Origin of the sequence: Pseudomonas sp. C9 (genome assembly GCF_002000165.1) — a bacterium.
GTDB lineage: Bacteria > Pseudomonadota > Gammaproteobacteria > Pseudomonadales > Pseudomonadaceae > Aquipseudomonas.
Genome location: NZ_MPAK01000001.1, coordinates 5425897 through 5446441 on the forward strand (window position 1 = coordinate 5425897; position 20545 = coordinate 5446441).

General features: G+C 59.1%; 22 protein-coding genes. 10 read left to right on the plus strand and 12 right to left on the minus strand.

The annotated features are described in order from the left end of the window. Positions 1–17: 17 nt before the first annotated feature. Positions 18–2090 carry a bifunctional aconitate hydratase 2/2-methylisocitrate dehydratase gene (locus BMS17_RS25415; RefSeq protein ID WP_077432045.1) on the minus strand — a complete coding sequence of 691 codons (2073 nt, stop codon included), beginning with the start codon at positions 2088–2090 and terminating at the stop codon, positions 18–20. A 410-nt stretch (positions 2091–2500) separates the two neighbouring features. Between BMS17_RS25415 and BMS17_RS25420 the strand changes: the two genes are divergently transcribed. Further along, entirely contained in the window at positions 2501–2971 is a 471-nt protein-coding gene (locus BMS17_RS25420) for a DUF1289 domain-containing protein (protein ID WP_027923350.1), read from the plus strand. 104 nt (positions 2972–3075) lie between these two features. Here BMS17_RS25420 and BMS17_RS25425 read toward each other — a convergent pair whose 3' ends face one another. Next, positions 3076–3939 carry a universal stress protein gene (locus BMS17_RS25425; protein WP_046032068.1) on the minus strand — a complete coding sequence of 288 codons (864 nt, stop codon included), beginning with the start codon at positions 3937–3939 and terminating at the stop codon, positions 3076–3078. A gap of 159 nt (positions 3940–4098) precedes the next feature. Between BMS17_RS25425 and BMS17_RS25430 the strand changes: the two genes are divergently transcribed. Continuing rightward, positions 4099–4707: a tRNA-(ms[2]io[6]A)-hydroxylase gene (locus BMS17_RS25430; RefSeq protein ID WP_046032069.1), complete on the plus strand. Its 609-nt coding sequence runs from the start codon at positions 4099–4101 to the stop codon at positions 4705–4707. A gap of 9 nt (positions 4708–4716) precedes the next feature. Here BMS17_RS25430 and BMS17_RS25435 read toward each other — a convergent pair whose 3' ends face one another. Then, positions 4717–5214, minus strand: coding sequence for a GFA family protein (locus BMS17_RS25435; RefSeq protein ID WP_077432046.1), 498 nt, complete (start codon positions 5212–5214; stop codon positions 4717–4719). Between the two features lie 37 nt (positions 5215–5251). Beyond that, a complete protein-coding gene (locus BMS17_RS25440) occupies positions 5252–5647 on the minus strand; it encodes a PaaI family thioesterase (protein ID WP_046032071.1) in 396 nt (131 codons plus the stop codon). A 261-nt stretch (positions 5648–5908) separates the two neighbouring features. Here BMS17_RS25440 and BMS17_RS25445 point away from each other — a divergent pair, with 261 nt between their 5' ends. The 3 genes from BMS17_RS25445 (at position 5909) to BMS17_RS25455 (ending at position 9118) form a co-directional block, all read left to right on the plus strand. Next, positions 5909–6793, plus strand: coding sequence for a LysR substrate-binding domain-containing protein (locus BMS17_RS25445; RefSeq protein ID WP_077432223.1), 885 nt, complete (start codon positions 5909–5911; stop codon positions 6791–6793). 100 nt (positions 6794–6893) lie between these two features. Continuing rightward, on the plus strand, positions 6894–8018 hold the full coding sequence (aguA, locus tag BMS17_RS25450) for an agmatine deiminase (protein ID WP_077432047.1): 1125 nt from the start codon (positions 6894–6896) through the stop codon (positions 8016–8018). Positions 8019–8020: 2 nt separating this feature from the next. Further along, complete coding sequence (locus BMS17_RS25455; RefSeq protein ID WP_077432048.1) at positions 8021–9118, plus strand: extracellular solute-binding protein; 1098 nt, start codon at positions 8021–8023, stop codon at positions 9116–9118. 125 nt (positions 9119–9243) lie between these two features. On the opposite strand, the gene BMS17_RS25460 is transcribed toward BMS17_RS25455, so the two are convergent. The 3 genes from BMS17_RS25460 to BMS17_RS25470 are packed head-to-tail and all read right to left on the minus strand — an operon-like array spanning position 9244 to position 11784. Beyond that, positions 9244–9861, minus strand: a complete 618-nt coding sequence (locus tag BMS17_RS25460; RefSeq protein ID WP_077432049.1) for a DNA-3-methyladenine glycosylase — start codon at positions 9859–9861, stop codon at positions 9244–9246. A gap of 5 nt (positions 9862–9866) precedes the next feature. Then, positions 9867–10670 (minus strand): isocitrate lyase/phosphoenolpyruvate mutase family protein, encoded by an 804-nt coding sequence (locus BMS17_RS25465; protein WP_046032076.1) that lies wholly within the window; start codon positions 10668–10670, stop codon positions 9867–9869. A gap of 31 nt (positions 10671–10701) precedes the next feature. Further along, positions 10702–11784, minus strand: coding sequence for a bifunctional transcriptional activator/DNA repair enzyme AdaA (locus BMS17_RS25470; RefSeq protein WP_077432050.1), 1083 nt, complete (start codon positions 11782–11784; stop codon positions 10702–10704). Between the two features lie 118 nt (positions 11785–11902). Here BMS17_RS25470 and BMS17_RS25475 point away from each other — a divergent pair, with 118 nt between their 5' ends. Continuing rightward, positions 11903–12322 (plus strand): VOC family protein, encoded by a 420-nt coding sequence (locus tag BMS17_RS25475; RefSeq protein WP_077432051.1) that lies wholly within the window; start codon positions 11903–11905, stop codon positions 12320–12322. 48 nt (positions 12323–12370) lie between these two features. Here the strand turns inward: BMS17_RS25475 and BMS17_RS25480 are convergent, their stop codons facing one another. Beyond that, positions 12371–12937: a TetR/AcrR family transcriptional regulator gene (locus BMS17_RS25480; protein ID WP_046032079.1), complete on the minus strand. Its 567-nt coding sequence runs from the start codon at positions 12935–12937 to the stop codon at positions 12371–12373. A gap of 96 nt (positions 12938–13033) precedes the next feature. Here BMS17_RS25480 and BMS17_RS25485 point away from each other — a divergent pair, with 96 nt between their 5' ends. Then, positions 13034–13678, plus strand: coding sequence for a glutathione S-transferase (locus BMS17_RS25485; RefSeq protein WP_046032080.1), 645 nt, complete (start codon positions 13034–13036; stop codon positions 13676–13678). A 530-nt stretch (positions 13679–14208) separates the two neighbouring features. Next, on the plus strand, positions 14209–14601 hold the full coding sequence (locus tag BMS17_RS25490) for a DUF6124 family protein (protein ID WP_046032081.1): 393 nt from the start codon (positions 14209–14211) through the stop codon (positions 14599–14601). A 46-nt stretch (positions 14602–14647) separates the two neighbouring features. Here the strand turns inward: BMS17_RS25490 and BMS17_RS25495 are convergent, their stop codons facing one another. Further along, complete coding sequence (locus BMS17_RS25495) at positions 14648–15559, minus strand: LysR family transcriptional regulator (RefSeq protein WP_077432052.1); 912 nt, start codon at positions 15557–15559, stop codon at positions 14648–14650. A gap of 129 nt (positions 15560–15688) precedes the next feature. Here BMS17_RS25495 and BMS17_RS25500 point away from each other — a divergent pair, with 129 nt between their 5' ends. Beyond that, positions 15689–16588, plus strand: coding sequence for a pirin family protein (locus BMS17_RS25500; protein WP_046032208.1), 900 nt, complete (start codon positions 15689–15691; stop codon positions 16586–16588). On the opposite strand, the gene BMS17_RS25505 is transcribed toward BMS17_RS25500, so the two are convergent. The 3 genes from BMS17_RS25505 to BMS17_RS25515 form a co-directional block, all read right to left on the minus strand. After that, positions 16581–17576 carry an alpha/beta hydrolase fold domain-containing protein gene (locus BMS17_RS25505; protein ID WP_046032083.1) on the minus strand — a complete coding sequence of 332 codons (996 nt, stop codon included), beginning with the start codon at positions 17574–17576 and terminating at the stop codon, positions 16581–16583. The genes BMS17_RS25500 and BMS17_RS25505 overlap by 8 nt on opposite strands. Beyond that, positions 17576–18016 carry a TspO/MBR family protein gene (locus BMS17_RS25510; protein ID WP_046032084.1) on the minus strand — a complete coding sequence of 147 codons (441 nt, stop codon included), beginning with the start codon at positions 18014–18016 and terminating at the stop codon, positions 17576–17578. Before BMS17_RS25510 ends, BMS17_RS25505 begins: the two co-directional genes overlap by 1 nt. Positions 18017–18131: 115 nt before the next feature. After that, positions 18132–19478, minus strand: coding sequence for a 2-hydroxycarboxylate transporter family protein (locus BMS17_RS25515; RefSeq protein ID WP_046032085.1), 1347 nt, complete (start codon positions 19476–19478; stop codon positions 18132–18134). 129 nt (positions 19479–19607) lie between these two features. Between BMS17_RS25515 and BMS17_RS25520 the strand changes: the two genes are divergently transcribed. Next, on the plus strand, positions 19608–20525 hold the full coding sequence (locus tag BMS17_RS25520; protein WP_077432053.1) for a LysR substrate-binding domain-containing protein: 918 nt from the start codon (positions 19608–19610) through the stop codon (positions 20523–20525). Positions 20526–20545: the final 20 nt, after the last annotated feature.

Here is a 20545-nt window from a genome sequence, read left to right on the forward strand (position 1 = left end):
TCTATGGCGTTGCAGCGTTACGCTTGAACGACCGGGATCTTGGCGTTCGCAGCGACTTCACGGAACTCGGCGATCTGGTCGAAGGACAGGTAGCGGTAGACATCGGCCGCCATGCTGTCGATCTTGCCCGCGTATTCCATGTACTCCTCGACGGTCGGCAGGCGACCCAGGATGGAAGCAACAGACGCCAGCTCAGCCGAAGCCAGGTAGACGTTCGCGCCGTCACCCAGACGGTTCGGGAAGTTACGGGTCGAGGTCGACACTACAGTGGAGTTCGGCTCAACGCGGGCCTGGTTACCCATGCACAGCGAGCAACCTGGCATTTCCATGCGTGCGCCGGCCTTGCCGTAGATGCCGTAGTAGCCTTCCTCGGTCAGCTGGTGAGCGTCCATTTTGGTCGGCGGCGACAGCCACAGACGGGTTGGCAGCTGACCCTTGACCTGATCCAGCAACTTGCCGGCAGCGCGGAAGTGACCAATGTTGGTCATGCACGAACCGATGAACACTTCGTCGATCTTCTCGCCAGCAACGCTGGACAGCAGACGGGCGTCGTCCGGATCGTTTGGCGCGCAGAGCACAGGCTCTTTGATGTCGGCCAGATCGATTTCGATGATTTCAGCGTATTCGGCGTCAGCATCGGCAACCATCAACTCAGGGTTGGCGATCCAGGCTTCCATCGCTTGAGCACGACGTTCCAGGGTACGCACGTCACCGTAGCCTTCGCCGATCATCCAGCGCAGCAGAGTGATGTTGGAGCTCAGGTATTCGGTGATCGACTCTTTCGACAGCTTGATGGTGCAACCGGCAGCCGAACGTTCGGCCGAGGCGTCGGACAGTTCGAAAGCCTGTTCGATGCTCAGGTTGTCCAGGCCTTCGATTTCCAGGATGCGACCGGAGAAAGCGTTCTTCTTGCCTTTCTTCTCGACGGTCAGCAGGCCAGCCTGGATCGCGAAGTAAGGAATGGCGTGAACCAGGTCACGCAGGGTGACGCCCGGTTGCATCTTGCCTTTGAAGCGCACCAGGATCGATTCCGGCATGTCCAGCGGCATGACGCCGGTGGCAGCGGCGAACGCGACCAGACCGGAACCGGCCGGGAACGAGATGCCCATCGGGAAACGGGTGTGCGAGTCACCACCGGTACCGACGGTGTCTGGCAGCAGCATGCGGTTCAGCCACGAGTGGATGATGCCGTCGCCCGGACGCAGCGAAACGCCGCCACGGGTCATGATGAAGTCAGGCAGGGTGTGGTGGGTGGTCACGTCGATCGGCTTTGGATACGCCGCGGTGTGGCAGAACGACTGCATCACCAGATCAGCCGAGAAGCCCAGGCACGCCAGGTCTTTCAGTTCGTCACGGGTCATTGGACCGGTGGTGTCCTGAGAACCTACGGTGGTCATCTTCGGTTCGCAGTAGGTGCCAGGACGCACACCGGCTACGCCGCAGGCCTTGCCGACCATTTTCTGCGCCAGGGTGTAACCCTTGGTGCTTTCAGCCGGGGCTTCCGGCAGTTTGAACAGGTCGAACGCTGGCAGACCCAGTTCGGCGCGAGCCTTGTCGGTCAGGCCACGGCCGATGATCAGCGGAATACGGCCGCCAGCACGAACTTCGTCCAACAGCACCGGGAACCACTCGCCGTCAGCCCAGGACTGCAGCACGCCTTTAGCGTGAACGTTACCGTTCTTGGCGCGCTCAGCGACGTCGTGGAAGGCATCGAACATCAGCAGGGTGTGCTTGAGTTCTTTGGCCGCGACGGGCGCCAGTTCGGCGTCGTCCAGCAGGTTGACCAGGGTCACGATGTTGTAGCCGCCCTGCATGGTGCCGAGCAGTTCAACAGCGCGCTTCTTGTCGATCAGGGGGGATTTGGCTTCGCCTTTGGCGAGGGCGGACAGGAAGCCGGCCTTGACATAGGCTGCTTCGTCCACGCCAGGTGGAACGCGATTGGTGATCAGGTCAACGAGGAAAGCTTCTTCGCCAGCCGGAGGATTCTTCAGCAGCTCGACCAGGCCTGCAGTTTGTTCGGCGTTAAGTGGCTGGGGAACGATACCCAGTGCTGCACGCTCTTCGATATGTTTGCGGTAGGCTTCAAGCACAGTTATTACCCTCATCAGTGGTCCCAAATGGGTGTCCGGGACGCTCATCCCGAAATTGCCGTACTCATGCGCTGCATGGCGTTGTGAGCCACTTAGCCAGAATTACCGACAATTCCTTACAGAAGCTGCTTTCAAAGTTTTACGCCTGCAGAACGGGAGCTGATGAGGGTTGGCGTTGAGCTTTTCCCCGCTGGAAAAACCCTTCGCCAACACCGCTCTGAAGGAACGACTGTGCTCGTGACGCTTTGAAAACAGCTTCAAACGGACATTGGCGCCTTAAAAAGGCTGGCTGATTCTACGGCAAAAAAAAATTAAAGGTAAGTTAGCCCTCGAATTTTGAGGGGTGATGAATGTTAGACAAAGGGCTAACATGCGGACCTGTCAGTTTTCCCCGTGTTTTGCCTACCTCTATGCCCAATCAGACTATCAAGACGCCATGCGTCGGCCTTTGCTCCACTGTTTACGGTGATTTGGTGTGCCGTGGCTGTAAGCGTTTCCACCATGAAGTGATCAACTGGAATGGCTACAACGAGGAGGAGAAGCGCGCCGTATGGCTTCGACTTGAACAATTGCTGTCCCAAGTGATGGCCAGCAAGCTGGAGGTGTTCGACCCCCAGCGCCTGCGTTTGCAACTGGAGCAACGCAAGATTCGTTTTGTGCCGCATCAGTCAGAGTATTGCTGGGCGTATCAATTGATTGCCCGTGGGGCGCGGGTGATCAACAACCTGGAGGCCTACGGGATGGTGTTGATGCCGGAGTTCCGCGACTGGAACCTGCCGGAATTGCGCGATGCCATTGATCGGGAATTTTTCCTCCTGTCCGAGGCGCACTACCAGCGGTACATCGCGCCGGGTTTCCTGAAAGACGCCTTCGGCGCCTAAGAGCATCGCGGGCAAGCCCGCTCCCACAGGGGATCTGAGTCGTTCGCAAGACCAATGTGGGAGCGGGCTTGCCCGCGATGGCGTCCGACAAGACGCCACAGATTTCAATGCTTGTCAGCCAACTCCTCCAGATGATCCTCGATCTCCCGCGGCTTGAGCACCAGCACGTCACTCTCCACCGAATCCAGCACCACTTCAGCCGTATTGCCGATCAATGCCCCTGACAGTCCGCTGCGCGCCACGGTGCCAATCACGGTCACAGCCGCCTGCAGCTTGTGCGCCATGAACGGTATCAAAACGTCTGCCGGGCCTTCTTCGATGTGCAGGTGCGAGTCGTCGATGTCGAACTCTGCCTGGAACGCCCGGCACTGCTCGCGATAGCGCGCCTCGATGGTTTCGCTGAGCTGCAACGTGGGATCGGCGGCGGACAACATCGGCGACGGATGAGCGCTGACGACGTGTAGGTGCGCCTTGGCCAGGCCGGCGATGTCATAGCCATGATCGATGATGGTGTTGTGCAGGTGGCGGTGTTCAGGGTCGGTATTGCCGACATCGACGGCCGCCAGAATCACTTTGTCTTTCCAGGAACCGGCGGTTTTTACCAGCAGCACGGGGGTAGGGCACGCGCGAAGCAGTTTCCAGTCCTCCGGGGTCAGCAGTGCCTTTTTCAGCGGGCTGTCCGGGAAGTGCTGCTTGACCACCAGCCCGCAGCCTTCAGCCTGCTGCACTTCGACAATGGTTTCGTGCAGGCTTTTATGCCAGGCCTGCTCGGTGGTGACGCTGTAACCGTCCGCCAGCAAGGCAGCCTTGAGCACGCCCAGCATGCCGCTGTGATCATGCTTGGGGTCGCCGACCAGCAGGTGCAAGTGCGCCTGGGTCACCCCGGCAATCAATTTGGCCCGTTTGAGCGCCAGGCTCTCCGAGTGTTCGGGTTCTATGACCACCAGAATGCTGCGAATGGCTTGCATGATCGGGATCTCCTGAAGAAAAAAGCACGGCGTTGCACAACTATAGTTGCTGCCCGGCATCCGGCGACTTGATGCATATCAATGGTTGGCCGCTGGTGGTCTGCGGGCAGGCCGGTATAATCGGCGCCCTTCGATTTGAACCACTTATCCGTGAGCCCCATGATCCTTCCCGAAATTCACGAGTTCCTTGGCTGCCGTACCCCCGACGGCTGGGTTCAGGCCGCACTGGCCGATCAGGAAACCCTGCTGATCGACCACAAGAACTGCGAATTCAAGGCCGCCAGCACCGCGCTGAGCCTGATTGCCAAGTATCACTCCCACGTCGACCTGATCAACCTGATGTCGCGCCTGGCCCGGGAAGAACTGGTGCACCACGAGCAGGTCATGCGCCTGATGAAAAAGCGCAAGATCGAGCTGCGCCAACTGTCTGCCGGGCGATACGCCTCGGGTTTGCGCAAAGTGGTGCGTAGCCACGAACCGGTCAAACTGGTGGACACCCTGGTGGTCGGCGCGTTTATCGAGGCCCGTAGCTGCGAGCGTTTCGAGGCACTGGTGCCGCACCTGGACGAAGAACTGGGCAAGTTCTACTTCGGGCTGCTGAAAAGCGAGGCCCGGCATTTTCAGGGTTACCTGAAACTGGCCTATCAGTACGGCGATGCCAAGGATATCGCCCAGGTGATCGACAAGGTCCGCGCCGCCGAGCAGGAACTGATCGAGTCGCCAGACGTGGAATTCCGTTTCCACAGCGGTGTGCCCGCAGCGGCCTGACACAGACTGTTAAACGTCCTCGCGAGTCAACCCAAGGCGCTCGTGCCAGTCGGCGATGGATTCTTCGGGATAAACGTCGAATTGCTGATCGCCAGGGTGCGCCTCGACCTCCACCCACGGTGCTTTCGAGCCGAGCATCAGGTGCGTGTGCTCCGGTGGCACCGGCAACGGAGTGTCGATGGCGGACGCGAACGGGTGGATCAGCTCCGGCCACTCAGGGCTGAACAGCCACAAACCACTCCCGCACAGTGAGCAGAAATGCCGCTCGGCGCTGCTGCTGTGGGCGCGTTTGTCGCCGTCATTCTTGAGCCGCGCATGGTAAATCGCGATGTGCTTTCGCCCGTGTACCTTAAGGCTTGCGGCATCGCCGCCGAGGTTGATCGCATACCCGCCACCGCCCTGTGTCTTGCGGCAGATCGAGCAGTAGCAACGCTGATAAGGGTAGGGGTGGGCGCTGTTCAAACTGAACGACACCGCGCCGCAATGACAGGAGCCTTCGAGCTGCATGGCAACCTCCGACCGGTCTGGGGTTTATCCAGACAGCCTAGACCGGTACCAGAATCGCATCGCCGGTCGCTACCAGTTTCAGTTGATCGCCGGTTTGTGCAAACAGCTCGGCGCGGGCGAACACCTGTTTCTTGCCAGCCTTTACCACCCGACCACGAACGACGAACGCTTCACCGATTGCAGGCGCCAGGCAGTTGACCGAAAAGTGCGACGCCAGCACGTTGCCGGCGACCGTGCCGGCAGCAAAGCCGCACGCCGTGTCGAGCAGCGCGCCAATCAGGCCAGCGTGCAGGAAGCCTGCATATTGCGCCATATCGGTTTCGCGAAAAGCCATGGTCAGCTCGGCTTCGCCACTTGCGGCATGGGTCACTTCGAAATCGGCCCAGCGGTTGAAGGCTGAGGTTGAGTTGATCTGTTTCAGTGCTTCGAGCATGGCGAATCCCTCCGGTTGAGACACCAACATGCGCCGGGTCTGGAGGGAAGTCATGGTGGATAAGGGAGGGTGATGGGGCGGTGGATCTGTGGTGAATGTGCTGGCCCCTTCGCGAGCAGGCTCGCTCCCACATTGGATCTTCGGTGTTCACAAACCCCCTGTGGGAGCCGAGCTTGCTCGCGATGAACGATAACGCGGTCCCGCTGGACGCCCGCGAATGGCCAAGGCAGCATGGACGCCTTCATCTTCAAGGCTGACCTCATGCGACGATTGCCTTCCTTAGCAGCACTGCGAACCTTCGAATGCGCCGCCCGCCACGCGCATTTCGGCCGTGCCGCCGCCGAGTTGTGCGTCACCGACAGCGCCGTCAGCCATCAAATCCGCCAACTCGAAGAACAGCTGGGCGTGTCGCTGTTTGTGCGTGAAGGTCGCCAGATTCGCCCGACGATGGCCGCCGGGCGCTTGATGCAGAGCTTGCAGCAGGCCTTCGAATTGATCGGCGATGCCTGCGACGAACTGCGCGATCCGTCATCACTGGCAGTGTTGCGACTGGCGGTGACCGCCGAGCTGGCACAAAAATGGTTGATGAGCCGCCTCACGGATTTTTACGCGCGCTATCCGCACATCACCTTGCACCTCTATGAACAACCCATTGATGCGACGGCACCCGGGGAAGACATCGACCTGGCGATCACCTATGGCACGGGCCCGGTGGACAGCAGCGCGTACTTCGTCCGGCCATTGCCGGCATTGCAGTTCTTTCCGGTGTGCAGCCCCGGTCTGTTCAACCAGGGTACGTTGAAAGCGCCCAAGGATCTGGCGCGCCATTGCCTGTTGCACGACGATCAGGACGGCAAGACCTGGACCGCTTGGCTGACCAGCCATGCCGGGGATCAACGCCCCGAACGGCAGTTGTATTTCGCCCACGCGGGCCTGGCACTGGAAGCAGCGGCCCAAGGGCAGGGCGTGGCCATGGGCGACAACCTGACGGCTCAGGAGGACTTGCTCAGCGGGCGTCTGGTGCGGCCGTTCACGTCCAGCATGACGGCGCTCGGCCAATACGCACTGGTATGCGAACGGGTGCGGCTGGAGCGTCCGGCCGTGGCGCAGATGCTGGAATGGTTCAACGATCAACTGATCGATTGATGAGTTGAATTCAAGTATTCCGAAATAATCATCGTTGGCGAGCAAGGCGCCAGCGACCTTAGCCTGTGGTCATTCCAATCCCCGCTGATGAGGTTTGAACATGGCACGTTTGCTCGACTCCACCCCCAAACAAGACGGCTTCCGCCTGCCTGGCGAATTCGAAGCCAAGTCCGGCTGCTGGCTCGGCTGGCCGGAGCGCACCGACGTCTGGCGCAACGGCGCCAAGCCTGCGCAGAAAGTCTGGGTGCAAATCGTCACCGCCATCTCGCAAAGCGAACCGGTGACCGTGTGTGCCTCCGCCGCCCAATTCGCCACCGCCCGCCGCCAGCTTCCCCCTCAAGTGCGGGTGGTGGAAATGACCTGCAACGACACCTGGTTCCGCGACAGTGGCCCGTGCTTTGTGGTCAACGACCACAGCGGTGAAGTGCGCGGCGTCGACTTTGAGTTCAACGCTTATGGTGGCCTTGACGGAGGTTTGTACTACCCGTGGGACAAGGACGATCAGATCGCCAGCAAGATTCTCGAAATCGAACGTTTCGACCGCTACCGCGCACCGTTGATTGCCGAGTTGGGTGGCATTCAAAGCGACGGCCAAGGCAGCATCCTCACCACCGAGCAATGCCTGCTAAACCGCAACCGCAATCAGCATTTGGGCAAGGAAGAGGTCACGCGCCGACTGACCGATTACCTCGGCGCCGAGCAAGTCATTTGGCTGCCGCGCGGTTGCAAGTTCGACGAAACCGACGGCCACGTCGACGATCTCGCCTGCTTCGTGCGACCCGGTGAAGTGGTGCTGCAATGGAGCGACAACCGCGATGACCCCCAGTGGGAAATCTATCAGGAGGCCTACGACATCCTGCGCAGCACCCGTGACAGCCGTGGTCGCGAGCTGATCGTGCATAAACTGCCGCAACCGGATGTACTGCAATGGACCGCTGCAGAAGCCGAAGGGCTGGATCAGCAAGACAGCACGCATACGCGCCAGGCCGGGACGCAGATATGCGCGTCGTATATCAACTACTACGCCGGCAATACGTCGATCGTGGTGCCGTTGTTCGGTGACCGTCACGATCAGGCGGCGCTGGCAACGCTGGCCGAACTGTTCCCGACTCACACAATTGTCGGTATCGAAAACTCCCGGGAAATCCTCCTCGGCGGCGGCAATGTCGCGTGCATCACCATGCCGCAATACGCGGCGCCTGCCCGCAACAAAAAGGACGTTTGAACATGGGCCTGCACAAACTGACTCAAGCGTTAACGCTGGTGCTTGCACCCCTGTGTGTGCAGGCCGCCGACACCACCAGACCGGTGGTCAACCTGTATATCTGGGGCGAGTACCTGGCCCCGGATACGTTAAAGAATTTCGAGGCGAAAACCGGTATCCATGTGGTCGCTGATCACTTTGATTCACTGGAAACCGTCGAAACCAAACTGCTGACCGGACGCAGCGGTTATGACCTGGTGCTAACGGCGGGGCAGCACTTATCGCGGGCGATCCAGAGTGGCGCGATCCAGACGCTGGACCACCAGCAAATACCGCATTTTCAAGGTGTCGGCGACGAATTCCGCGAACACATGGCGGTGTTTGATCCCGGCAATCGCTACGCCGGTATCTATGCGTGGGGCACCACCGGCGTCGGCTATCAGGAACAGGCCGTAGAACAGCGTTTACCGCACGCACCAACGGACAGTTGGGCGATGCTGTTCGACCCGGCGGTGGTGTCGAAATTTGCCGATTGCGGGGTCAGCCTGCTCAACGATCCCAACGAAGTGTTTGCGGCGGTCATGAAGTACATGGGCCTGGACATCAACCGTCAGAACCTGGATGACCTGAAGCTCGCCGAGCAGCAATTGGCGAAGATCCGGCCGTACATTCGCTACTTCGACAATGACCTGAACATCAGCGATCTGGCCAATGGCAACACCTGCGTGGCGATGTCGTGGAACGGCAACGTGGCCATCGCTGCCGGGCAGGCAACGGCTGCGAACAAGCCATTCAAGTTGAGTTACCGGATCCCCAAGGAAGGCGCGTTGATCTGGTTTGACGCGATGGTCATTCCCAAAGATGCACCGCATCCCGAGGCGGGACTGGCGTTGATGGATTATTTGATGACGCCGGAGGTGATTGCGCCGATTACCGACACCATTCATTACGCCAATGCGATTACGGCAGCGGATGGCCTGATTGATCCGGCGATTCGCAATGATCCGGGGACGTATCCGACGGCGCAGGTGAAGGCCTCGTTGTACAGCAAGAATGATAATGGGAAGGCGTTTAACCGGGCATTGATCCGGGCGTTTAGCCGGTTGAAATCCGGGTTGTGATTGGCCCTGACTGATGGGGTGAGTTTGCCGGCCCCTTCGCGAGCAAGCCCGCTCCCACACTGGATCTTTGAGGTTCACAAATCCCCTGTGGGAGCGGGCTTGCCCGCGATGAACGATAACGCGGTTTATTTGTTGGGCACCCGCCACAAATACCAAGCCGCCACCGTCCGGTATGGGCTCCACGCCAGCCCGATCTCGACCATCTGCTTGCGTGTTGGTTGTACTTCCAGCCCCTTCAGCCGCCGATACCCCTCACGCACGCCAAAGTCATCGGCCGGCAAAATGTCCGGCCGTTCGAGGCTGTAGATCAACAACATCTCAACCGTCCAGCGCCCGACGCCGCGCAAGGTCACCAGCCGCGAGATCAGGTCCTCATCTTCCATCGCCAATGCCGTGGCGTAATCCGGCACCACGCCGTCCAGGGTCGCTTGGGCAATCCCTTGAATGGTCGCGATTTTGCCTGCCGAGAACCCGCAACTGCGCAATTGATCGAACCCTGTCGCCAGAATCTGCTCGGGCCGTGGAAAGCTCACCGATGGAAACAGCGCCAGCAACCGGCCGACAATCGCATCCCCGGCCTTGGCGTGCAGTTGCTGGTAGGCAATCGCCCGCACCAGCGACTCATACGGATCGCGAGCCGCATGAGGCTGATGCAGGCACGGGCCGATGGCGGCGATGTGGCGCGCCCAGTCGTCGTCCAGGGCCGCCAGGAAAGCGCTCTCGGCTTGATAGGGATCGGGCATGGCGATCAAGCAGTCCCGGCAGGTTTGAGCAAGGCGTTGATCTCGCCGTAGGTGAACGCCTTGAGGTGACTGCTGTCGAGTTTGCCGGTTTCCAGAAAGCTTTTAGAAAGGCCGGCCATCGCACCGTACAGAAACTCGGCGATGCCCGAACCGGCACTCAAGCGTCGCACACCCAAGGCTTGCAGCGCGTCGGGCGAGGGCAGGCTCGCCAGTCCCAGCACGTTCACCGGCAGCGGGGTGCCTTGGCACAACGCCGCGATTTCATACTCCGCCGAGACGCCCGCCGCAAACAACCCATCGGCACCCGCCGCCTGGTATAACGCGGCGCGCCTGAGTGTCTCGGCGACGCGATCCTCGGCCGGCACCAATCCTCGAAGGTACACATCGGTGCGCGCATTGATAAACAGTTTCACATTGCGCTGATCGGCGACCTTGCGCGCCACTTCGATTTTGCGCACCAGCAGCTCGGGCGGGGACGCGCCGTCCTCGATATTGATCCCGACCGCCCCGGCGTCAATCACCGCCTCAATCACTTGCGCAACGCGCGCAAGGTCATCGGAATAGCCAGCCTCGATGTCCACCGTCAACGGCACGGAAATCACCCGGGCGATGGATTCGACGGTCGATACCAGGCGTTCGACGGGCAGGGCATTACCGTCCGCATAACCATGAGCCCACGCCACCGCCGCACTGCTGGTGGCGACCGCTTTACAGCCCAGTTGCTCGACGATCCTCGCCCCGGTGGCATCGGCGACGTTGGTGAGGATCAACAAGCCTTGCTGGTGCAACTGGTGGAATTGGTTGTCCATCGAATGTCCTTCCTTATGACGGTTGAGAAATTCAGAACGCGAGTGGTTGGGTGAGCTGCACCGCCGCGTTTTCCAGCCGTAGCAGAAACGCCTTGCGCGGTTGTCCTCCACCATAGCCGGTCAACGAGCCGTCCGCACCGATCACCCGGTGGCAGGGCACCACGATGGCCAGTCGATTGCGCCCGTTGGCCAGGCCCACGGCGCGGCTGGCACCGGGCTTGCCCAGTCGTGCGGCAATGGCGCCGTAGGTGCTGGTCTGGCCATAGGGGATAGTAGCCAGTTGCGCCCACACCTGGCGGGCGAAGTCGCTGCCCGGCAAGTGCAATGGCACGCTGAAGTGCGTGAGCTTGCCGGCGAAGTACTGCGCCAGTTCGGCCTCGATGTGTTGCAGATGGGCGTGATGTCCCGGCGCGACAGCGTAGTCATGCCGGTGCTGCAGTTCTTCGATTTCCCGGGTCAATGCCGGGCGATCGAGGAACTCCAGCAGCACCAGGCCACGGCGCTCGGCCATGGCGATCATCGGCCCCAGTGGCGTGGTCAGCCGGGTAAAGAGCAGCGGTTCACTTTGAGCGGCCCGGCCCGGCGTAATGTGGAACGACTTCTGAAAAGCGTCACGAAAGCCGCTGAGCGATTCATAACCTGAGTCGAATGCCGCGCTGTCGATGGAGTCGCCCTGTTTGATCCCGCCCAGCGCCATGCCCAGCCGGCGGGTGCGCAGCCAGGCGTGGAAGGTCATGCCGAAGTGCTGTTTGAACCAGCGCCGCAGCTTCAGCGGCTCGATGCCTTGGGCCAACAACTGGGCGTCGGTCCAGCGCTGCTCGGGGTCGGCGTCCACCGATTTGAGCAGCGCCTGCACCCAGTCGGGTGCGATCGCCGCAGCGTCCAACGGCTTGCAGCGCAGGCAGGCGCGGTAGCCCGCCGACAGGCATTCATCGGCATGGGCAAAAAATTCGACATTCTCCGGTTTTGGCTTGCGCGCCGTGCAGCCGGGGCGGCAGAAGATCCCGGTGGTTTTCACGGCCGTGAAGAACACGCCTTCGTAGGCAGTGTCGCGTTCGAGCATGGCGCGAACCATTTCGGCGTGGGGCGGCAGCAAAGCGGTTTGTATGTTCATGGACTGAGCATAAAACCCTGTGGGCGGGGACTCCACCGGAAAATCGACAGGGAATTTTTGAGACCCTGGGCTACAGTGTTCGGGTTACCGGTCATGCAACCCTTCAGGAACTGATTTCATGCATCCGTTCACGATTCAACACATTGATCACATCGTGCTGCGCGTCCAGGACCTGGAGCAGAGCATCACGTTTTACGCCCAAGTGTTCGGCGCTGAACTGGTCAAGCGCCGCGACGATCTGGGGCTGGTGCACCTGCGCGCCGGGACCTCGATGATCGACCTCGTCAGCCTGGACGGTGAGCTCGGGCGCAAGGGCGGCGCTGCCGCGGGTCAGGAGGGGCGTAACCTCGACCATGTCTGCCTGCGTATCGAACCCTTTGATGAGGCGGCGCTTGTCAGCCACTTGCAGTCGTTTGGTCTGACAGTGGAGAAAGCCGCCACGCGCTTTGGTGCTGAAGGTTATGGCTTGTCGCTTTATTGTTTCGACCCGGATGGTAACCAGGTCGAGCTCAAAGGGCCGTCCACTGATCAGCCTTAGGCATCCCCAAGCCGCTATCGTAAAAACTCGATTCGGGGCAAGCGAACTTCAAGGCATCAAACCGGCCACTCGATAGGATTCGATCATTTGGTCGTACACCGAAATGTCGTTGCGCCCTCGGGACACCAGTTGCGCACCTTGAATGGCGGCAAATATCGACAGTGCTTGCCGTTCAAGTGCTTCTGGCTGAACGTCTGGCTGTTTCAGCGCCAGCACCTTGGCCAACCATCGAACGTTCGTATCCGTGAACCCGTCCACTTCGACGCGTACTTCGGCCGGGAGATCGTGGTGCTCGGCCGCCAGGATTCCGCACAGGCACATCCGATTGTCGTTTTCCAGGGCTGCGCGGAAGGCGGCCGTGTAGTCCTTCATCATCGACTTCGGGTCTTGTGATTCCACCAGTAACTGATCCAGATACGCGGCGGTGTCTTCGGTGTAGCGTCGAGCCAGAGCAGCACCCAAATCACCCTTGGTTGGGAAGTGGTAGTGGATGCTGGCGCTTTTGATCCCCACTTCTTTCGCCAACTCGCGAAAACTCAATGCGTTGTAGCCGCGGGCCTGCACGACTCTACGGGCTGCTTGCAGGATGGTTTGCTTGGTATCGATTGTTGTCATGCTGTTTTTGCCTACCTATCGATAGATATCGGTTGACCTGAACGATCGCTGGCCGCATTGTCTACCTCCCGATAGATAGATGGCAATGGAGTTAACGTGAAGATCTACGATATCCCCGGTTTTCCTAGCCCGTTACGTATTCGAGTGGTCATCGCCGAGAAGGCGTTGGCGTCCAGCATCGAGTTCATCAAGATCGATTTGCCGGCAGCCGAACACAAACAAAGCGCTTTTTTAGCGATCAACCCCACCGGCACCGTGCCGGTTCTGGAACTGGATGACGGCACTTATCTGTCTGAATGCACGGCCATTACCGAGTATCTCGACAACCTTGATGGCAATCCCACGCTCACCGGCACAACGCCGAAAGAGAAGGGGATGATCCACATGATGCAGAAACGCGCCGACGACCAGCTCATCGATGCCATCGGCATCTATTTTCACCACGCGACCGACGGGCTCGGGCCTCAATTGAAAGCCTATAAAAGCCCCGAGTGGAGCGACCGGGTCGTATGGGGCGAGATGCACCGAGAGAAAGCTATCAACGGCATGAAGTATTTCGACCAGGTCTTGAGATCGCAGCCTTACGTGGCCGGCGATCAATTCTCGATGGCGGACATCACCGTTTGGGCGGGCTTGATCTTCGCCGGTTTCGCTCAAATTGCGATTCCGGATGAGTGCACTGCGCTCCTCGCATGGAACGCAAAAACAGGTGAGCGGCCAAGCGTGAAAAACCCGGCCTGATCCTGTGTGAAGGCTTACTGCGCCCCGGCCGTCAATCGGTACGGGGCGTTTGCGTTTTCGTTCAGCGTATTAAGCCGGAGATCGGGCTATGCCGGGCTTTGTTGAACGAAGCGCTCAAGCAGCCACCTACGCTAAAAAATGTCGGACGTTTCTTTGATTTTTTTGGAAGCTTTCATGCGTTTAACGAAGCGTGTTTAAAAACACTTGGTGTTACGTCCTCAAGGCTACAAAACCTTGCGCCGTTACCTACGGTTCAGAGAGAATCCGCCGGCTTGTGCGCCTGGACCCCGGCCTCTATTGTTTCCCTGCCACTGCCTATCAGTGGTCGGGTTTAGTAGCCCGGATTAAGTGACAACGGAAGCACAAGTATCATTCAGACAGGCTCGCCTGTTCTCATGGTGGCTGTGCGCTTGGCGCCTTAGGGCGCGCCGGTTTTTTGTTGCTTATCCGGTCTACTAACTCGCGCACAGCCGCCACCCCTTCGTTTAGTAGCGAAATGGTTGCGGCCTCACTATGAGAGAAAAGCAACTATGTTCAAAGTAACGCCTAATCCGCCGGACACCGATTCACCCGATACCGATCCGCCAACCGCCGATTCAGTGTCCCCGTACGAAACCCTCGACCCAAAAAAACTCCACGACGCCGCCGAGCGCGCGCTCAACTTCTATCTCAATCCGGCGGCGCTCATGAACAACACCCCACGCAAACCCAGCACCATTTACATGATTGCCCCAGACGTCGACCATGAAACCTTGCTGGTTCAAACGTGCGAGAACATGGCGTCGGCCAGTGTCATGGCCAGCAACGTGGCGGCATCGCTAGAGGGGACTCATCGCAGTAACGTCCTGGCGCTGCAGCAGGTCATCATGCTGGGGGAGCTGGCGGTGAATCGAATGCTGGATAACTTCGTTCCGCCCAAGTAATCGCTGCATCACGTTGGCGGGGGAGCTTGCTTCCTCGCCCAACCCGCTATCGATACACCTCCGGCGCATCCGCCGCATTCAGCTTCTGGATCACCCACGCAATGAACGCCGACACGGCGAGCGGCAGCTGTCGACGGCTCGGATACAGCACGTTAAAACCGTAGCCGTGGGGCTGGTATTGCGGCAGCACCGGGACGAGCACTCCCGCCTGAACGTCGAGCCTGGCCATCATCGGCGGGAGCAGCGCGATGCCGAGCCCGGCCACGGCGGCCTTGCGCAGTGCTTGCGCGGTATTGCCACTGAAGCGCCCGGCAACTTGCACCTCTTCCTCACCGTTGGGCCCGACTAGGCGCCACGTAGCATGACCACCGGGTTGCGCGGAGATCACGCAATCGTGGTTCAACAGGTCCTGCAGTGTGCTCGGTGAGCCGCGTGCCGCGATGTAGGACGGGCTGGCCACCATCCCGACGCTGCGAGGGTCGAGAATCTGACGACCGACATAGCTGGAGTCGCGCAAGGACCCGCCACGAAAGGCGACGTCAATCTGCTCGGCGATCAAGTCAGCCTTCACATCGCTGAGCACGAAGTCGAGCCGCACGCGCGGATGCATCGCCAAAAAATCGGTCACCCATTCCATCTGAAAGAAGTCGAAAAAGTCGGCCGGAGCCGCCACGCGCACCCAGCCGCTCGGTTCGTTGCTGCCTGTTAACAACGCCTGACCCGCGTCGAGCAGGCCGTCGACCGCGCCCGCGCAACGCTCATTAAAGTCCTGGCCGGCACTGGTCAGCGTGAGCTTGCGGGTGGAGCGTTGCAGCAGGCGCGTACCCAGATGCGCTTCGAGCTGCTGGATGCGCCGACTCACGGTATTGGGCGGTATGCCGAGGCGTCGCGCCGCCTCTGCAAAGCTGCCGCTGCGTACCACCTGCACAAACATGGCGATGTCATTGAGGTCGATCATAGAGGGTCATTCCTGTCGCTGGTGGACGAGTGCAATCCAATTGTATCGACTTATCAAGTAATCGCCTTGGCCCTATTGTTTCAGGCATCGGGTCGCAAGGCTCCCAACACCGCATTGCAGGCAATCAACATGACCGTTCAGCAACAGCCTCCCATTGGCATCGCACCAGACGCCAAGCATCGCGCCATCAGCTACCGCACCACCGGCAGCGGGCATGGCTCGATTGTCCGACTGATGAGTCCGTCCGATCTCGGCCACCTGATCAAGCCATTCGTGTTCCTTGACCTGTTCGAAGGTGAGAGCTCATTCATCGGGGGGATGCCCATGCACCCACACTCGGGGATCGCCACCGTCACCGTCATTACCGAAGGCAATTTGCGCTTCGAGGATGCCGAATCGGGCACGGGGATGATTGATTACGGTGGAGTTGAATGGATGCGCGCGGGGGGCGGGGTCTGGCACGGGAAAGAGATGTCGGTCGGGACATCGAAGCGCATTCAAGGCTTCCAACTGTGGGTTGCACTGCCGCCCGCGTTGGAAAACGCCAGTGTCGACAGTCAATACCTGGAATCAAGCGTGATGCCTGAAGTCGGGCCGGCGCGGGTGATTCTTGGCGCGTACCAAGGTGTTCAAAGCCCGGTCCGCGCTCCGGCGGGCATGAACTACTTGCTGGTCACGCTTCCGGCCGGGCAGTCCTGGACCTATGTGCCACCGGATGGGCACGAATCTTTGTGGTTAAGTGTCAGCCGGGGATCGCTCGGCGCACCAGGCCTGGTCACGGCGGGTGAAATGGTTATCTTCGAACCCGGTAGCGGGGCAGTGACGCTGAAGGCCATGCATCAGGATACGGTCTTCGTGATCGGGTCCGCGGAACCTCATCCCCATGATCTTGCGCTGGGCAGCTACTCGGTTCACACCAACCCGCAGGCCTTGCGTGCGGGGGAGGCAAAAATTGCGGAGATTGGCGTTCGGTTGCGTGAGTACCTGCGAACGCCAAACCCGTCGGCGAGCGTGCCGGTTTTCAAGTAACCCCAGCGCCGGCGAACGCGTCGATCCGAGCCGTTATCCACTCACGGCCATACGCAAGCACGCTATCTGCCAGGGCGGTCGGAAAATGAATAAACCCGTGGGGACATGACGGCAACACATGCACCTCGACCGGTGCCGATTTGGTCCATCGTGCGGCTAATTCGATTGTGTCGTCTCTCAAGGGGTCCAGCTCGCCGGCAAACATCAGCGCCGGCGGGAAACCCGTAAAGTCGCCGTACAGCGGTGACAAGGGTGGCTGCCGGCGTTGCTGGTCATTGAGGTCCGGCGTCAGCCTGCGCAACGCTTCAACCATGCCGGGGCCGTCCAACACCAGCGTTTCAGGGGGCGCCGCACGCACGCTCGCTGTTCCCGTCAAATCGTAGACGCCGTAATACAACAGCGCACCGCTCACCCGTTGAAGCAAGTCGGGTGATAGCGCCAGCAACGTTGCCGCAGCAAGATGCGCCCCGGCCGATTCACCGACGACGATCACGGGCAGTCCCGCAGACTCTTCACAACTGTCATTCAGTAACCAGCGTGCTGCACACAGGCAATCCTCCATGACACCTTCAATCGGCGTCGATAGAGCAAGCCGGTAATCGACCGAGACGACCGTGACGCTGCAGGTATTCACCATCGCAACGTTGAAGTTGTCATCCATCTGCGCGTTGCCGATCACCCAACCGCCACCATGGAAATCCAGCACAACGCCCTTTGCTTTACCTCTGGGCCGGATGATCCGAACGGGCACTGAAACGCCGCCCACACTCACCACTTTTCTTTCAGCCTTGAGCCCATGCTTTCGCAATTTACCCGCGCCGCCGATTTGACTGGCGCGCAGCAAGGCCTGGATCACTCGAGGCATGAGGCGATTGCGGATTCGAAAGCGCGGCAACCAGGCGAGCTTCTTGTTGAAGTCGCGCACTTGCGCCAATGCCCGCTCGTCAGCAGGCCAAGGCGATTTGATCCCCTCGTTGGCATTCATCATCAGCGGTTGTTGCGCAAGATGGAAAAATTCAACGCAGCGGCGACGCAAAGCCACCCAAGGTAAGGCAGCAGAATCAACCCAGTGATCACATCAAGCTGCAACGCCATCACCACCATCACCGCGACCACCAGCCAGAGCAGCGTCAGGATCAACATTCCGGTGAACATGCGCTGCGCGCCGAAGAACACCGGTGTCCACAGCGTATTCAGCGCAATCTGCGCCGCCCATAACGCCAACACCTCCTGACTGCCAGGTATCAGGGTCAACCGGTACCCGGCCCAGGCGAGTAAAAGGTAGATCGTCGACCAAGCGACTGGAAACACCCAGTTGGGTGGGGTGAAGGCGGGTTTGACCAGCGATTCGTACCACTGGCCCGGTTTGAAAAAGAAGCCTGTGCTTGCGGCGGCACCGCAGGCTAGAAGAAAAACAAGAAAGGTCATCGGCGATCCTTGGCTGAGGGTAGCTCTTTAAGGCTGCAAGCCATGCCGGCAGCATTAAAGAGAGGACGCCCGGCGAAGGAAAAAGTTTGGATTGATCGACGACATTTCTCCGGTATCAAACAAACATCCGCAAAAGAATAGTTGCCAGGATCACCGTCGACGCACCGCCGATACGCGTGGAGATCTGTGCGAATGGCATCAGTGACATACGATTGGCCGCTGACAGAATCGCTACATCACCGGTGCCTCCAAGGCCGCTGTGGCAGCAGGTCACGATGGCTGATTCGATGGGGTACATTTTCATCAGGTTGCCGATGAAAAAACCTGCGACGGTCATTGAGACCACTACCGAAACGCAGACTAGAACGTAGCCGATAGAAAAGACTTTTACGACGCTATCGAGCGGAACATACAACATGCCCAGACCGATCATGACGGGCCAGATGAAGGCGGCGGAAACCAGTTTGTAGAAACTGTTCGCACCTTTTTCCAGTTTTTCCGGCAAGACACGCACGTACTTAAAGAGCACGGCGGCGAGGATCATCATGACAGGACCTGGAATTCCCACGACTTTTTCAAGCAGACCGCCCAGGACGAAGAAGGCGCAGATGATCAAGACGCCTGCACCCATCAGTCTGAAATCGAATACCGAGTTGCTCTCTTCCTTGACCTGGAATTTGTCATTCTCGTCCTTGGCCCGGATCAGTGATCCTTCGCCATTGAGGTGCGGGCGTTTGAGCGCCAGACGGGCCAGATAACCCGCGCAGATAATCGCCGCGATGTTGCCGACCACAGCGGCCGGCGCCAATTGGGCAACGTAGATGTCTGGCGTGCCACCGAGGATCGCAGAGTAGGCCAGCGACAGCGGCAATATCCCTTCACCAATCCCTCCGCCAATGATCGGAACAATGATGAAAAAGAAGGTGTGGTAGAAACTGTAGCCGACCAGTTTCCCTACAAGGAGCCCACTGCCCACGGCAGCCACGGTTCCGACAAGCAGCGGTATGAACATCCTGATCATGCCTTGAACCAGAATAAAGCGACTCATCCCCAGAATGCTGCCGACGACCAGGCTGGCAATGACGAAGTACAAAAAGTTGGCTTCCTTCATCAACATTTTTGTCGCGTCAATGGTGGCGGGTCCGAAGAAGCCATAGAACACAAGAATGGAGGGCAGCATCAAGCACAGAATGGCGCCGCCACCGATTTCCTTCAGGATCGGCAGACGTGAGCCCAGTTGGCCAAAAAACACGCCCATTGTCATGATGATGGCGAGGCCGCCGATCATGTTCTTAGGCAATAAACCCAAGTGGGCTGACAGATAAACGATCACCGCGATGCCGAGAAAAACCGGTAGCGGGATAACACCAATTTCATAGGCACACAGACTGCGCAAGCGCTGACGAAACCCGGTATCGCGGGTGTCCTCGATTTTTAGAGACGGCTCATAAGACTTGTTCATGGTGCTATTTCCTCATGTTGTTTTTATCGAGGATTCAGAAACTCACGGTTAACCAGGTGCTTGTTTCCACTCGGTAGTTCGATGCTATCCTTCGCAAATAACGAGATAAATAGCGGAACTATGAGGCGTATGAACACGAATCGTGATCAATTTCCCTTGCCGGAAGATCTCAAGGTCTTTCTCACCGTCATTCGAAAAAATGGCTTTTCCAGTGCCGCAGAAGAGCTCGGTTATTCACCGGCTTACATCAGCAAGCGTATTTCAGTATTGGAGTCGACGCTGTCTACAAAGCTGTTGCACCGCACGACAAGACGTATCGCGTTGACCGACGATGGCGAACGAACCCGACTATGGGCAGAAAAGCTGCTGGGTGACCTTGACGATTTTGTGGGCGAAATATCTGAAGCGCGGCATGAACCCACGGGTTCCTTGCACATTTGCAGCAGCTTCGGTTTTGGACGCAACCACGTAGCGCCCGCCCTCTGCAAACTGTCGCAGACCTTCCCGAAACTCGACATCCGCCTGGACGTGTTTGACCGCGTCGTCGATATCGTCGGGGAGGGGTTCGACCTGGAGATCCGTGTGGGGGATGACCTGCCGGGTCAGCACTTGGGGCGAAAGCTTGTGAGCAACCGACGAGTGCTGTGTGCGACACCGGAGTACCTGGCGCGCAGAGGCATGCCTCGCTCACTGGATGACTTGAAAAACCATGATTGTCTGGTCCTGAAAGAGCGCGATAACGCATTTGGCGTCTGGAACCTGACAAAGGACGGACAGGAAGAGTCGGTGCGAGTCAGCGGCCCGTTGTCTTCCAACAATGGCGAGATCGTACTGGAATGGGCGTTGAGCGGAGGAGGGATCCTGTTGCGGTCGATGTGGGACGTAAAGCCGATGCTGGAACAGGGGCGTTTGGTGCAGGTACTTCACGAATACACCCAGAGTGCGAACGTTTGGGCGGTGTACCCCACAAGGCTCAGCCAGTCAGCGAAGTTGAGGGTTTGTGTCGAGTTTCTCGAAGAGTATTTTCGCAAGCTGTCACTTGATTGAGGTGTCGGCGGAGGACCAAT

What these genes read in the sequence shown, in the direction of transcription:
- BMS17_RS25420 (WP_027923350.1), top strand. Translation starts at nt 2,501, where the DNA reads ATGCCCAATCAGACTATCAAGACGCCATGCGTCGGCCTTTGCTCCACT.
- BMS17_RS25425 (WP_046032068.1), bottom strand. Translation starts at nt 3,939, where the DNA reads ATGCAAGCCATTCGCAGCATTCTGGTGGTCATAGAACCCGAACACTCG.
- BMS17_RS25430 (WP_046032069.1), top strand. Translation starts at nt 4,099, where the DNA reads ATGATCCTTCCCGAAATTCACGAGTTCCTTGGCTGCCGTACCCCCGAC.
- BMS17_RS25435 (WP_077432046.1), bottom strand. Translation starts at nt 5,214, where the DNA reads ATGCAGCTCGAAGGCTCCTGTCATTGCGGCGCGGTGTCGTTCAGTTTG.
- BMS17_RS25440 (WP_046032071.1), bottom strand. Translation starts at nt 5,647, where the DNA reads ATGCTCGAAGCACTGAAACAGATCAACTCAACCTCAGCCTTCAACCGC.
- BMS17_RS25445 (WP_077432223.1), top strand. Translation starts at nt 5,909, where the DNA reads ATGCGACGATTGCCTTCCTTAGCAGCACTGCGAACCTTCGAATGCGCC.
- aguA (WP_077432047.1), top strand. Translation starts at nt 6,894, where the DNA reads ATGGCACGTTTGCTCGACTCCACCCCCAAACAAGACGGCTTCCGCCTG.
- BMS17_RS25455 (WP_077432048.1), top strand. Translation starts at nt 8,021, where the DNA reads ATGGGCCTGCACAAACTGACTCAAGCGTTAACGCTGGTGCTTGCACCC.
- BMS17_RS25460 (WP_077432049.1), bottom strand. Translation starts at nt 9,861, where the DNA reads ATGCCCGATCCCTATCAAGCCGAGAGCGCTTTCCTGGCGGCCCTGGAC.
- BMS17_RS25465 (WP_046032076.1), bottom strand. Translation starts at nt 10,670, where the DNA reads ATGGACAACCAATTCCACCAGTTGCACCAGCAAGGCTTGTTGATCCTC.
- BMS17_RS25470 (WP_077432050.1), bottom strand. Translation starts at nt 11,784, where the DNA reads ATGAACATACAAACCGCTTTGCTGCCGCCCCACGCCGAAATGGTTCGC.
- BMS17_RS25475 (WP_077432051.1), top strand. Translation starts at nt 11,903, where the DNA reads ATGCATCCGTTCACGATTCAACACATTGATCACATCGTGCTGCGCGTC.
- BMS17_RS25480 (WP_046032079.1), bottom strand. Translation starts at nt 12,937, where the DNA reads ATGACAACAATCGATACCAAGCAAACCATCCTGCAAGCAGCCCGTAGA.
- BMS17_RS25490 (WP_046032081.1), top strand. Translation starts at nt 14,209, where the DNA reads ATGTTCAAAGTAACGCCTAATCCGCCGGACACCGATTCACCCGATACC.
- BMS17_RS25495 (WP_077432052.1), bottom strand. Translation starts at nt 15,559, where the DNA reads ATGATCGACCTCAATGACATCGCCATGTTTGTGCAGGTGGTACGCAGC.
- BMS17_RS25500 (WP_046032208.1), top strand. Translation starts at nt 15,689, where the DNA reads ATGACCGTTCAGCAACAGCCTCCCATTGGCATCGCACCAGACGCCAAG.
- BMS17_RS25505 (WP_046032083.1), bottom strand. Translation starts at nt 17,576, where the DNA reads ATGATGAATGCCAACGAGGGGATCAAATCGCCTTGGCCTGCTGACGAG.
- BMS17_RS25510 (WP_046032084.1), bottom strand. Translation starts at nt 18,016, where the DNA reads ATGACCTTTCTTGTTTTTCTTCTAGCCTGCGGTGCCGCCGCAAGCACA.
- BMS17_RS25515 (WP_046032085.1), bottom strand. Translation starts at nt 19,478, where the DNA reads ATGAACAAGTCTTATGAGCCGTCTCTAAAAATCGAGGACACCCGCGAT.
- BMS17_RS25520 (WP_077432053.1), top strand. Translation starts at nt 19,608, where the DNA reads ATGAACACGAATCGTGATCAATTTCCCTTGCCGGAAGATCTCAAGGTC.